The sequence below is a fragment of the Bacillus sp. LL01 genome, assembly GCF_001037965.1.
In genome coordinates this window covers 31037-44760 of the sequence record NZ_LFEL01000007.1, presented here as the reverse complement: position 1 = coordinate 44760, position 13724 = coordinate 31037, and the positions used below count along the sequence as shown (strand labels likewise).

The following is a 13724-nucleotide window of genomic DNA, read 5'->3' as shown; positions in this document are numbered from 1 at the left end:
TTTCCGCACTGGGCTTCGCTTTCCGCGGGGGGGGGGCTTGAGCCTCCTCACTTCGTTGCGGGGTCTCAAGTCTACCGCTACCTCCCGCTGGAGTCTTCGCCCTGTGCTACAATCAACAGCTAGTGTTTCTGTCATCACGAAATCTTCATCAGCCAACCAAGCGTATTAAAATTCCCCTCGGCTGCCGCAGATGATCTCCGCAAATGGCTTCGCTTTCCGCGGGGCGACCTTGAGCCTCCTCGCTTCGCTGCGGGGTCTCAAGATTGTCGCTACTCCCCCGCAGGAGTCTACGCCATTTGCTCCAATCATCAGCTAGGAACTGAATTAACTTAATTCACCCCGTCCAACCAGGCGTATTAAAATTTCCCTCGGCTGCCGCTGTGGGAATGGCCGCCACCTGTGATACCCCCACCACCTGTGAATCCACCGCCACTTTTGTTGTTATTGGTCGGCTTTTTCACTTTTGTTACGGTCTTCCTGAGGTATCTATCATGTTGATGAAGTACTTTAGAGCTATTGCTATTCATATAGGTCCGGGAGCTTACTGTGATCCTGCCTCCTGAATTATATGCAAGGATGCCCACAACGACTCCGGCAACAATTAAAGAGACCAAAAGCTGGAACCATAATTGGAAAAGGATATTTTCTGAGGAATTTCCACCAGCAAATTGATTATACTCTTCCTCGTAATCCTGATAACCATCATTATTATCAGGATAAGAACCAGGGTTTTCCGCACTCGTTTCCGGTTCCACTCCCATATAAGCATGTGAACTTGAAATAAATTCTGAGAATGCCTCAAAATAGTTCCCTTCAGAGAGGGCGGGCGTTATTTCTTCCCGAATCATATCCAAGCGTTGATCGTTCAGGTATAGTTCCGCCTTCTTGAATCCAGCCAAATAAATATCCCGTACTTCCATGTCAATGGCGAGTATGGCTGTATTCCCGTGAGGCTGGTCATAACCAGGAGCATTTTCGTCATAGAAGTCCCCTACATAGTCCACAATGTCCATACCATCCGTCCCATTGGCCGTGATAATTAGAAATGCAGTATCGGATTCTGCACCAAGCTCATTTGCTAACGATTCTAGTTGTATAACTTCCTGGTCCGTCAATAACCCGGCATTATCGAATACGAACTGCTTCTGGTTAACCGATTCTGCCTGTACGGTGAACCCCCATGTTACCATCAGTAAAAGAGCCATCATCAATGGAAGAAAGGTATAGGCTTTTCGTATATTCCAATTCCAACTCACCAAAAACCGCCTCCCATCATATAGGAGACCGATTTCATCGCCAGAAGGGTACCGCCTGCAACCCCACTGAACCACATCGCCACTTTTCCCATACTGATCGGCGGTTTACCTACCACTTTTCCTGTCTGTCCATTCATGGCAAAAGTATGCTCTGATTGGGCATAATCATAGCTGATCATCCACACAGGCAATAATACATAATGATTACTAACACTATTCGTATCTATCTTTTTTTCCTTGAAGCTGATGGATTGATAGCCGGATAGCGTGGAGTGTATGTAGGAATCAATGTATCCGCTTATTTTATCCTTTGCCCTAGGAAGGAGTTCCTCGTTGTCATAGTTGTATTTTTCCGCCACATATCCTACTAAATATGGGGTTTTGAAATCCTTCAGCTGATCGTAGGGGAATGGTTCTAATTTGTCCATCATTTCATCATTCATCTTTTCAGATGCATCCACCGGGATTTTGACATAGTCGAGGTTGATATCGCGAAAGGCATCATAGTACTTTGTCTCAGTGTAAATGTAATCACCTTGTGTGTAGGTTCGTACCTTTGTGCCCACTGCCGATACCTTGACCTTGCTATTCAGATCATATAGCCAAAAAGGTACGTAGATCCCTGTGATACTTTTGATACGGTCTGCACTCATAAAGCCTTTGGGTGTCAGAAGCCCCTTGCCGCACCATTTTTGAAATGCTGTTCTCGCAGCCTCTTTGTTAATGGTAAAAGGAATGACCTTAGCAGGAGCAAGATTGCCTGACAACCGATCTGCAATTACCACTCCGGCTCCGCAGAAGCTGCAGTTAGTTGCGGTGGTTTCTATTTCCGTCATCAGGACAGCGCCACAGTTTTCACATTGATATTCCTTTACTTCATCCTCTGTAAAAGTTGTGGTAATTAACTGTTCCGGATGTTCTTCAATATTTTCCCTTAGGCCGCAACTTTGACAAGAAAGCTTGCCTGATTCGGCATCAAATCTCATATCGCTACCACAGCCCGGGCATTTGTAATGTAGAATCATTAGATATCACCTCTCACCTTATTGCTCCACGCATATCTGGTACAGACATTTCAAAGCTGTAGCGTGTTTGCTACAGCTTCGTGGACTAGGACTGATTATTATTTTTTAATCTCGCTTTTAATGCTTCAAGCTCACTATCAACATTTGCGGTTTGCTGATCGTATTTGGCTGTAAGGTCTTCAATGTCATCCTTAGGACTCGCATTAAGTTCCGCCATTGCATTGGCTTCATCAAGCGCCTGGTTTACTTTGTCTTCCATTCTGCCAAATGCGGAGATGGTATTCCCAGAGTTTGCACTCTCATTCCCAAGTTTATTTATTCTTTCCTGCGTCTTAGCTACAGACCATTTTGCCTTCAGCATGTTCCTGCGTGCTTCCAATTCGCCGATATCAGAAACCAATTTATCATGCATCTGCTTCATCTGGAGGGAGTTGGTCCTAGCCAGTTGATAGGAGGATTCCAGCTCGGAGAAAGTCGTCTCGAGCGTTCTTTTTCTCTCAAGGAACTTTCTTGCATCATCCTCATTTCCGGATTCCAATGCTTTAACCGCATAGCGTTCCATTTTCTCCAAATCCTCTCTGCATGCATCCCATTCTCTCTTCGAACGCTGCTCCTGGGCCATGACAGATGCTGTTTCCGCTTTTACCTTTCCTAGATCACTGTTCAGGTTCCGTAAATATTGATCAATCATTTTCTCCGGGTTCTCCGCTTTATCCAACAAAGCGTTAATGTTACTGGACATAATATCTCTGAATCTCGCTATGATACTCATTAAATATATTCCTCCTTTTTTCTAATAAAAATAGGAAACTCTTAATTGTTAATACTGTATACAAGGAGGAAAGGTTTCATTTTTTCATGAAAATTTACCCCAGACCTTGTTTTCCGCTTTCCTCAAGCAACTTCGGTTGTACATTTCCCCTATTTATTTGTATGATTCTAATAGGATAAGTTTACATAAGGTCAGGTGAAAAAAATGAACAAAAAACAGATTGTAAAATGGTTGGAGACAATTGCGACATATATGGAATTAAAAGGGGAGAACGGCTTCAAGGTATCCGCCTTCAGAAAAGCGGCCTTGGCCCTTGAAAATGATGAAAGAAGCCTCAGTCAGATCGAGGATTTCACGAAAATAAGTGGAATCGGAAAAGGCACTGCAGCAGTCATTCATGAAATTATGGAAACGGGTAAATCCTCTGTCCTGGAGGAGCTTCAACAAGAAGTTCCAGAGGGATTAATTCCGTTATTGAACCTACCGGGTCTTGGCGGCAAAAAGATAGCGAAACTTTATCAGGAGCTAGACGTAGTAGATATTATAAGCTTGAAAGAAGCGTGTGAAGCGGAAAAGGTACAGGCGCTAGCAGGATTCGGTAAGAAAACCGAAGAGAAGATCCTAGCTTCCATCGAAGAAGTGGGGAAAAGGCCGGACCGTTTGCCTATCTCCTTCATGACGCCAATAGCCGAGCAAATAGAAGAGTACCTGTCGACCGTGGATGGAATTGAAGAATATTCCCGTGCAGGAAGTCTCCGCAGATACAGGGAAACCATCAAAGACCTGGATTTTATCATTTCCACAACGGAACCTGCGAAAGTAAGGGAACAGCTTGTGAAGATGGATCGGGTGACAGAAATCATTGCCAATGGTGATACGAAGGTATCCATTGTATTAAAATTTGATTATGATGTCTCCGTAGATTTCCGTATGGTGGAACCATTAAGTTTCCCTACAACACTTCATCATTTCACTGGATCGAAGGACCATAATGTCCGAATGCGCCAACTTGCAAAAGAACGTGGAGAGAAAATCAGCGAATACGGTGTGGAAGACGTGGAAACCGGGGAAGTCAAGCATTTCAAAACGGAAGAAGATTTTTTCAAGCATTTTAACCTGCCATTTATCCCACCGGAAATAAGGGAGGATGGAACAGAAGTGGAATATGCCCTTGAGAATGGAGAAATCCCATTGGTTTCTCTAAGGGATATTCGAGGAGATCTTCATATGCACTCCACCTGGAGCGATGGTGCCTATACTATCGAAGAGATGGTAGAAGCAAACCGTGCAAAGGGTTATAAATATATGGCGATCACTGATCACTCTCATTATTTGAAAGTGGCAAACGGGCTTACGCCGGAACGCCTTAGACAGCAAAAAGAAGAAATAAAGAAACTTAACGAGAAGTATGACGACATTACAATATTATCCGGAGTGGAGATGGACATTCTTCCTGACGGATCCCTTGATTATGATGACGAGCTGATGGAAGAGATGGATATTGTCATCGCTTCGATTCATTCGAGCTTTTCACAAAAAAGGGAAGTCATCATGGAACGCCTGAAAACAGCGCTTATAAATCATCATGTGGATTTCATCGCCCATCCGACAGGTCGCCTGATTGGACGCAGGGAAGGGTATGATGTCGACGTGGAAATGCTGATCCAACTTGCAAAAGAAACAGATACTGCGCTTGAGCTGAATGCCAATCCGCACCGTTTGGATCTTGCTAGCCATTATGTGCGTCTTGCCCAGGATGCAGGGGTGAAACTTGTCATCAACACGGATGCCCATAGCATCGACATGCTAGACCATATGGAAGTGGGCGTGGCAACAGCAAGAAAAGGCTGGATTAAAAAAGAGAACGTGATCAACACCTGGTCACTGGACGAGTTAAAGAAATTTTTAACACGACACCATACGTAAGACAAGCAAAGAAGGGAGTTATGGTAACGTGCAACCGAGAGTTTTAAAGGTATTGGAATTTAATAAAGTAAAAGATAAATTGGCTACTTTTTCTGCCTCTTCATTAGGGAAAGAAAAAGTGGCACAACTGACTCCCGCTACAAGTTATGAAGAAGTAGTGGAGAGGCAGCAGCAAACAGATGAGGCAGCAACTGTCCTTAGGTTGAAAGGGGAGGTTCCGCTTGGAGGGATTACTGATATCCGCGCGCATGTAAAGCGTGCCGAGATAGGCGGGACATTGAATACCCATGAACTGTTGGACATCGCTGGAACCATCTATGCGGCCCGAAAGCTTGACCGCTTTGTGGAATCGGTACTCGAAGAAGAGATAGCAATCCCCATTTTACAAAATTACATGAATCAGTTGATCATCTACCCTGAGCTCGAACGAAACATCAAAAATTGTATTGATGAATACGGAGGAGTTCTGGACGGAGCGAGTGACAAGCTGCGAGGGATTCGGCAGCAACTAAGATCCACCGAATCCAGGGTGCGTGAAAAATTAGAGAGCATGATCCGATCTTCAAATGCACAAAAAATGCTATCCGATGCTATCGTCACCATCCGAAATGAGCGTTTTGTTATTCCGGTGAAACAGGAATACCGTGGTGCATATGGAGGGATAGTTCACGATCAGTCTTCTTCGGGAGCGACCTTATTCATTGAGCCTCAGCAGGTGGTGGACCTTAACAATGTGCTTCAAGAAGCGAAGGTAAAAGAGAAGCTTGAGATTGATCGCATTCTTGCGGAACTTTCTGCTGAAGTGGCAGAGGTTGCCCGCGATTTGCTCGGAAATGTCAATATCCTTGCTGAAATTGATTTTATGTTTGCCAAGGCTAAATATGGAAAGCATATTCGTGGAACAAAGCCTGAAATCAATAATGATAAATACGTAAGACTTGTTCAGGCAAGACATCCCCTAATCAGTGAGGATGAAGTAGTTCCGAACACGATTGAGCTTGGCAAAGACTACACATCGATTGTGATTACCGGACCTAACACAGGTGGTAAGACGGTAACTTTGAAGACATTGGGGCTTCTAACCATCATGGCCCAATCTGGATTGCATGTACCTGCACAAGACGGATCCGAAGTTGGTGTGTTCTCCGCAGTCTATGCAGATATCGGCGATGAGCAATCTATAGAACAGAGCCTTAGTACATTCTCCTCTCACATGGTTAACATTGTCGACATCCTTAAAAAAGTAGACCACGACAGTCTTGTTCTGTTCGATGAGCTTGGTGCAGGAACAGACCCACAAGAGGGGGCGGCACTGGCCATTTCCATCTTGGATGAAGTGTATCAGCGAGGCGCCTGTGTCATTGCCACTACCCACTATCCGGAGCTGAAGGCGTATGGCTATAACCGGGAGGGCGTAGTGAATGCAAGCGTCGAGTTCGATGTTGATACATTGAGTCCAACCTACCGATTGCTGATTGGTGTGCCGGGAAGAAGTAATGCATTTGAAATCTCCAAACGTCTCGGCTTAGGCACGGATGTCATTGAACGGGCGAAAGAGTTCGTCAGTGAAGACAGCAATAAAGTCGAGAACATGATTGCATCCTTGGAAGCATCCCAAAAAAGGGCGGAAGAGGAATGGAAAGAAGCGGAGCAGATCCGAAAAACGTCACAAAAGCTGCATGTAGAACTCGAACAGCAAATGCAGGAGCTAAACGAGCAGCGTGATAAAATGTACGAAAAAGCGGCCGCAAAAGCGGAAAAAATGGTTGAAGATGCGAAGGAAGAAGCGGAAAAGGTTATTCGCGAGTTGCGTAAGATGCGTATCGAGCAGCATGCCAACGTAAAAGAGCATGAATTGATTGATGCGAAGAAACGACTGGAAGGTGCTGTACCTACTGTTAAAAAATCAGCGGCAACGAAAAAACAGGAAGCAAGTAGCCAAACGCTTGAGCCGGGTGACGAAGTGAAAGTGCTTAGTCTTAATCAAAAAGGTCATCTCGTTGAAAAAACGGGTGACAAGGAGTGGCAAGTTCAGATCGGCATTATGAAGATGAAGGTGAAAACCAAGGAAATTCAATATGTGAGCAGACCAAAGCCTGTGGAGACAAAGCCTCTGGCAACAATCAAGGGGAAGGATTATCATGTCAGCCTTGAGCTTGATCTTCGTGGTGAACGCTTTGAAAATGCATTAATGAGAGTGGAAAAGTACTTGGATGATGCTACATTGGCAGGCTACCACCGGGTTTCAATCATTCATGGAAAAGGGACCGGAGCGTTACGAGTAGGGGTGCAAAATTACCTGAAGAACCATCGTTCCGTAAAAAATTATCGATTTGGTGAGGCATCTGAAGGTGGCACTGGTGTAACCGTTGTCGAACTGAAATAGGAAGGGAGCCTGATATGTCTAGTTTTTGGGAAAACGAATTAGTCAGAACGGCTGCAAATTTCAGCGTGGTGGTATTATGTCTCGTTTTATTTCTGGCTATTTTTGAACTGGTGACGAAATATAAAAATATGGAAGAAATCAAAAAAGGGAATCTTGCCGTAGCAATGGCCACTGGCGGAAAAGTATTGGGAATTGCAAATATATTTCGCTATTCCATCAGTGACCATGACTCCCTGTTGACGATGATAGGATGGGGGGCAGCTGGATTCGTACTGCTGCTGTTCGCATATTTCATCTTTGAGTTCTTGACACCAAGCTTTAACATTGATGAAGAAATAAGGAATGACAACAGGGCCGTCGGCTTTATCTCCTTTGTCATTTCTGTTGGCCTATCATTTATAATAGGGGCAAGTATCGGGTAAGGAGAAGGAATCTGTGGAAACTTTAGCAAAAGTATTAATAGGCTTATGTGTAATTTTTGTCTTGATTGGAATCATTTATCTCGTTATCGCATAATATCGTATATTGCAGGGTGGCGAGGACGGATATTTGTCCAGTCAATTGCAGGCTAAAAGTGTTTTTCTGTTTGAATATACAGTAACCTTGTTGATCGGAGTGGAAGGCGCGCAGACTCCTGCGGGGGAAAGGGACAGGGGAGACCCCGCAGGCTTGCAAGGGCACTGAAAAACTGAAAACGAATTGTTTTTAATGGTTTCTAGCTGTGGATTGGAGCAAATAGCGTAGACTCCAGCAGGGGAGTAGCGACAATCTTGAGACCCCGCAGGGCGCAGCCCGAGGAGGCTCAAGGTCGCCCCGCGGAAAGCGAAGCTATTTGCGGAAATCAACAGCGGTGTTTACCCAAGAACTAAAATTCAGTACTTTTTCAGTGGCCTTCAGGCTTGCCGAGGAGGCTCCCGGACCGCCCGCGGAAAGCGAAGCGCCTGGAACGGAGATCAACAGAAACAACAAATTCTAATGATTGTCTACAGTCTGCGGAGAAGGAGTCGAATCTCCTTCTCCTTTTATTTAGGAGGAAAAAACAATGCAATTTAAAACAACGGAACTGCCCGGGATAGGCAAAAAAATATCCTTTATCACTGCAGAAGGTAATATGGTGGTATTGGTCGTACACCACTCTGGAAAAAGAGAAATGTATTTCTTTGATGACCCGGACGGAGATGAAGCGGATTTTTCCATTTCCATGACTTCAGATGAAACCAGAGAGTTGGGTGCGCAATTATTGGGTGCGATGTACCAGCCAGTTGATATGGATAAAATGAAAATGTTTAAAAAGCAGATTATCATTGAATGGGTTGATGTGAAAAAGGGGTCTTCTCTTGTCGGGAAAACCATTGGGCAATCTCAGATACGTACCAAGACAGGCGCATCTATCATTGGAATTGTAAAAGGTGAAGATAACATCGCCGTTCCAGATATTGATGTTATCCTCCACGAAGGGGATGTCTTGATGATCTGCGGAAAGCAGGCGCAAATTTCCAAGCTCACTAAGCTTTGTGAGGGAGGCGACGCTTCCTGATGGATCATGGAACACCAATACTTTTAAGCATAGGAGTCATATTATTAGTTCTTTTTCTTATTGGTTATATTGGTGGGAAAATAAAGATTCCAGGTGTTATCCTCTATATTGTTTTGGGTATCGGTATCGGTTCCTTCATTTCAGATAATGAGATTTTGCACATCGCAAGCGAAGTGGGAATCGTGCTTCTATTTTTCCTGTTGGGTCTGGAATTCCCATTAGCAAAATTAAAGGGGATGGCCGTAAAGGTCTGGAAGCCGGGACTGCTTGATGTCGTTCTGAATCTGGGGGTATCCACTTTCATCTGCCTATTTTTTGGACTAGACCTCCTACCTTCCCTCATAATCGGGGGTGTCCTATACGCTACAAGCTCTTCCATTTCCGCTAAGCTGCTTGAAAGTACAAAAAGGCTGGCAAATGCGGAATCGGAATACATACTTGCTATTCTCATCTTTGAAGATATTGTGGCGCCTATCATCGTTGCAGTACTAATTGGTATGGCCTCTGATGGTGGAATTACAGGTCTGGATTTTGCTATTTTACTAGGAAAAATAATCATACTGACAGCAGGTGCGATGCTCATAGGTCGCTTTGGATTCTCAAGGCTAGAGAAATTCTTTGAGCGACTGATTGGAAGTGACATGTACATTTTGCTGACAGTCGGAATTGCGTTGACTTATGGAGGACTTGCTTTACTTTTGGGGCTATCAGAAGTATTGGGTGCATTTTTAGCAGGAATCATGCTTGCCGAAACCAAACGCTCGCAAGACATTGAACATGTGACACTGCCAGTAAGGGACCTGCTCCTGCCTATTTTCTTCTTACACTTTGGCACAACGATCAACCTTGGGGAGGGTGTACCTTATATTGGACTACTATTTACTCTAGTCGGTTGGGCTCTGGTAGGAAAGATAATCGTAGGCATGCTTGGTGGAAGATGGTATGGGCTGTCAAAAAGAGTGGCATTAAGAGCTGGGTTTTCCCTTACGCCACGAGGAGAATTTTCCGTTGTCATCGCCGGTATTGCCACTGGTGCTACCAAAGTTTTCAGCGGTATGTTCATTTTAGTATCAGCTATGCTGGGAATCGTGTTCTTTATATTCGCACCATTGTTGACGAATTTAGTCTACGGAAAAAAACAAAAGAAGAAACTGAATTTGAAAGTTCCATCCTAAGTTGAAACCCGCAAATTGCCGTCTGGCAGCGTGCGGGTTTTTTGGTTAGAAAGTGGATACGCAATGTAATATTTTTGCAAAAATCAAAAAAGTGTTATAATTTTCATCGGATTACTGATATACTATAACAAACAGATATGGGCCTTTTGTAGTAGTACAGGCCAAATAAAGAGGAGGGAATGGAATGGAGCAAGTAGTGAGTAAGCCATGGCTATCACTTTATCCAGAAGAAATACCTCATGAGATCAACTTCGAAGAGCGAACACTGCAGTCATTTTTAAAACAAGCAGCGGAAGAATATCCGACTAAAACTGCTATCAGCTTCCTCGGCAAGAAACTGACATTTGAAGAAGTGTATGATCAATCTTTAAAACTGGCAAATTACTTAAAAGGACTAGGTGTCGAAAAAGGTGACAGGGTGTCCATTATGCTACCGAACTGCCCTCAAGCGGTTATCAGCTATTATGGAGTCCTATTCGCAGGCGGAATTGTCGTACAGACGAACCCCTTATATATGGAACGTGAACTCGAGTACCAGGTGAATGACTCTGGTTCGGAAATCATCATAACCCTGGATATCCTTTATCCAAGAGTATCAAAAGTGAAAGCGCTAACAAAATTAAAGCATGTTATTGTTACAGGAATAAAGGACTATCTTCCGTTCCCAAAAAACATGCTATATCCTTTTGTGCAGAAAAAACAATACGGTATTGTCGTAAAGGTGGAACATAGTGGAGAAAACCATCTCTTTACACAAGTCATCAAACAATCCGAAGCTCAGATGATTGATGTTCAGATAGATCCGAACGAAGATCTTGCCCTGCTTCAATATACTGGTGGGACAACAGGATTTCCTAAAGGGGTCATGCTGACACATATGAATCTCGTTTCCAATACGATGATGAGTGTGAAATGGATGTATCAATGCAAAAAAGCACAGGAAAAAGTCATCGGAATTCTTCCGTTTTTCCATGTGTACGGCATGACAGCAGTGATGAACCTTTCGATTATGCAAGCATTTGAAATGGTGCTGCTTCCAAAGTTCGATCCAGAAACAACCTTGAAAACCATTCAGAAAGAGAAGCCCACACTCTTCCCTGGAGCCCCGACAATCTATATTGCTCTTTTGAATCACCCTGATATCCAGAAGTATGATTTATCCTCCATCGATTCCTGTATCAGTGGATCTGCCGCTTTGCCTGTAGAAGTACAGGAGCAGTTCGAGCGGGTGACAGGAGGTAAACTGGTAGAAGGATACGGACTTTCCGAAGCTTCACCAGTTACACATGCAAATTTCCTTTGGGATGAAAGGGTATCCGGAAGCATCGGAATTCCTTGGCCAAATACGGATTCAGTCATTCTATCCATGGAAAACGGAGAATTGGCCCCTATCGGAGAAATCGGTGAGATTGCAGTCAGAGGTCCACAGATCATGAAAGGCTACTGGAACCGAAAAGAGGAAACGGAAGCAGTCCTTAAAGATGGTTGGTTATTGACTGGTGACCTTGGCTATATGGACGAAAGAGGGTATTTTTATGTGGTGGACCGTAAGAAAGACATGATCATAGCTGGTGGATTTAACATCTACCCTCGTGAAATAGAGGAAGTGCTATATGAGCATGAACAGATCCAGGAGGTTGTAGTTGCAGGTGTACCGGATGCATATCGCGGTGAGACAGTGAAAGCGTATATCGTGAAGAAGGCGGGGGCCACTCTGACTGAAGAAGAACTGGATGCATATACCCGCAAGCATCTCGCCGCCTACAAGGTTCCGAGACTCTATGAGTTCAGAGATGAATTACCAAAGACTGCTGTAGGGAAAATCCTCAGAAGAGCATTGGTGGAAGAAGAGAAACAGAAGATCGCAAAGTGATGATATCTGATATGGAGAGGGCGCTGAGAGGAGCCCCTCTCTCTTCATTTTTAGCCCACCCTGAATCGAAGTAAGGAGGCTCAAGCACCGCCCTGCGGAAAGCGAACACCCGGAACGGAAATCATCAGAGACTTTCCCAGAATACTAAGCTGAAAAAGAGTAGTGTTTTGTACGAAAACTATGATAAGATAATGATTGACAGTTCATTCACGGTGCAGTATCATGAAAATATGAATGATTATTCATTCATTTTCTCAAAAGGAGCGAATAGGTTGAAACAACAAAAGCCTAAATACAAACAAATAATAGATGCAGCAGTTATTGTCATAGCCGAAAACGGCTACCATCACGCACAAGTTTCCAAGATTGCCAAACAGGCGGGAGTTGCGGACGGTACCATCTATTTATATTTTAAAAATAAAGAAGACATCCTGATTTCTCTTTTCCAAGAAAAAATGGGACTCTTCGTCGAAAAGATTCGTCAAGAAATTGCAGGAAAATCGACATCAACGGAGAAATTATTAACGTTGATAGAAAAACATTTTTCCATGCTTGCTGCTGATCATCATCTGGCAATTGTAACGCAATTGGAGTTAAGACAATCCAACCTAGAGCTCCGTTTGAAGATTAACGAGGTGTTGAAAGGGTATTTACATGTTGTGGATGAAATTCTGCTGGCAGGTACCAAGAATGGTGAACTTCGAGCAGACTTGGATGTCCGACTTGCAAGACAAATGGTGTTCGGTACGATAGATGAAACAGTGACCACTTGGGTAATGAATGATCAGAAGTACGACCTGGCTTCCATCGCACCCAGAGTGCATGATCTATTGATCAGAGGGTTTGGAGCTACACCTTAAGTAGCTCTGCGCTTTACATATGGCCGTTTCTCAAAGTTTGTTGCTTATATGATAAGTTAAAGTAATGAGAGTTTGCAGCGAAAAGGAACGGTCAAACTTAAAAGCCAATAAGGAGGGATTTTTAATGGAATTCTTGCAAATGAAAGTAGAAAATCGAATTGCATTTATCACCATCAACAAAGCACCGGCAAATGCTTTGTCATCCGCAGTTTTGAAAGAGCTTTCATCATTGATGGATGACCTGGAGAAGCAAGAGGACGTAAGGGTGGTCATACTTCATGGAGAAGGAAGATTCTTCTCTGCAGGTGCTGATATTAAAGAATTCACCACGGTGGAAACCGGTGAAGAGTTCGCTCAGCTGGCAAAGTTCGGCCAGGATCTTTTTGAGAGAATGGAAAACTTTTCTAAACCTATCATTGCTGCCATCCATGGTGCCGCTTTGGGCGGAGGACTTGAGCTTGCAATGGGTTGCCATATCCGATTGGTAACGAAAACGGCAAAGCTTGGCTTGCCGGAATTGCAATTGGGGCTGATTCCAGGTTTTGCTGGAACGCAACGTCTACCTAAACTTGTTGGCTCGGCAAAAGCGTTTGAAATGTTATTTACAAGTGATACATTGACTGGCGAAGAAGCTGTTCAATGGGGGCTTGCGAATAAAGCCGTCGATGAAGAAGCTTTAATGGAAGAAGCTTTGAAGATGGCGAAAAAGATTGCACAAAAAGGACCTATCTCTGTTGCTTCGGTGATTGAGCTGTCCCGCTATGTTAAACATGAAGAATTTTACCAAGGGGTAGAAAAAGAAGCACAACTATTCGGTAAGGTCTTCACTTCAGAAGATGGTAAAGAAGGAATCACAGCGTTTATGGAAAAAAGAGCTCCTGAATTCAAAGGGAAGTAATTTTTTTTATAATATA

Annotated in this window: 11 protein-coding genes; 8 read left to right on the top strand and 3 right to left on the bottom strand. The window is 43.9% G+C overall.

The window, feature by feature from the left end:
* Positions 1-356: 356 nt before the first annotated feature.
* From AB685_RS18420 to AB685_RS18410, 3 genes are all read right to left on the bottom strand, one after another.
* Positions 357-1256 (bottom strand): TPM domain-containing protein, encoded by a 900-nt coding sequence (locus tag AB685_RS18420; protein WP_241773341.1) that lies wholly within the window; start codon positions 1254-1256, stop codon positions 357-359.
* Positions 1253-2281 carry a TFIIB-type zinc ribbon-containing protein gene (locus AB685_RS18415; protein ID WP_047972079.1) on the bottom strand — a complete coding sequence of 343 codons (1029 nt, stop codon included), beginning with the start codon at positions 2279-2281 and terminating at the stop codon, positions 1253-1255. Before AB685_RS18415 ends, AB685_RS18420 begins: the two co-directional genes overlap by 4 nt.
* 85 nt (positions 2282-2366) lie before the next feature.
* Complete coding sequence (locus AB685_RS18410; protein WP_047972078.1) at positions 2367-3053, bottom strand: PspA/IM30 family protein; 687 nt, start codon at positions 3051-3053, stop codon at positions 2367-2369.
* A 204-nt stretch (positions 3054-3257) separates the two neighbouring features.
* On the opposite strand from AB685_RS18410, the gene polX reads away from it, so the two are divergent.
* From polX to AB685_RS18370, 8 genes are all read left to right on the top strand, one after another.
* Positions 3258-4979, top strand: coding sequence for a DNA polymerase/3'-5' exonuclease PolX (gene polX, locus AB685_RS18405; RefSeq protein WP_047972077.1), 1722 nt, complete (start codon positions 3258-3260; stop codon positions 4977-4979).
* Between the two features lie 28 nt (positions 4980-5007).
* Positions 5008-7365, top strand: a complete 2358-nt coding sequence (locus AB685_RS18400) for an endonuclease MutS2 (protein WP_047972076.1) — start codon at positions 5008-5010, stop codon at positions 7363-7365.
* A 14-nt stretch (positions 7366-7379) separates the two neighbouring features.
* Positions 7380-7787, top strand: a complete 408-nt coding sequence (locus tag AB685_RS18395; RefSeq protein WP_047972075.1) for a DUF350 domain-containing protein — start codon at positions 7380-7382, stop codon at positions 7785-7787.
* A 620-nt stretch (positions 7788-8407) separates the two neighbouring features.
* Positions 8408-8902, top strand: coding sequence for a cation:proton antiporter regulatory subunit (locus tag AB685_RS18390; RefSeq protein WP_047972074.1), 495 nt, complete (start codon positions 8408-8410; stop codon positions 8900-8902).
* Positions 8902-10077 (top strand): cation:proton antiporter, encoded by a 1176-nt coding sequence (locus AB685_RS18385; protein WP_047972073.1) that lies wholly within the window; start codon positions 8902-8904, stop codon positions 10075-10077. Before AB685_RS18390 ends, AB685_RS18385 begins: the two co-directional genes overlap by 1 nt.
* 184 nt (positions 10078-10261) lie before the next feature.
* Positions 10262-11950 (top strand): long-chain-fatty-acid--CoA ligase, encoded by a 1689-nt coding sequence (locus AB685_RS18380; RefSeq protein ID WP_047972072.1) that lies wholly within the window; start codon positions 10262-10264, stop codon positions 11948-11950.
* Between the two features lie 272 nt (positions 11951-12222).
* Positions 12223-12810, top strand: coding sequence for a TetR/AcrR family transcriptional regulator (locus AB685_RS18375; RefSeq protein ID WP_047972186.1), 588 nt, complete (start codon positions 12223-12225; stop codon positions 12808-12810).
* Positions 12811-12934: 124 nt separating this feature from the next.
* Positions 12935-13708: an enoyl-CoA hydratase gene (locus AB685_RS18370; protein WP_047972071.1), complete on the top strand. Its 774-nt coding sequence runs from the start codon at positions 12935-12937 to the stop codon at positions 13706-13708.
* Positions 13709-13724: the final 16 nt, after the last annotated feature.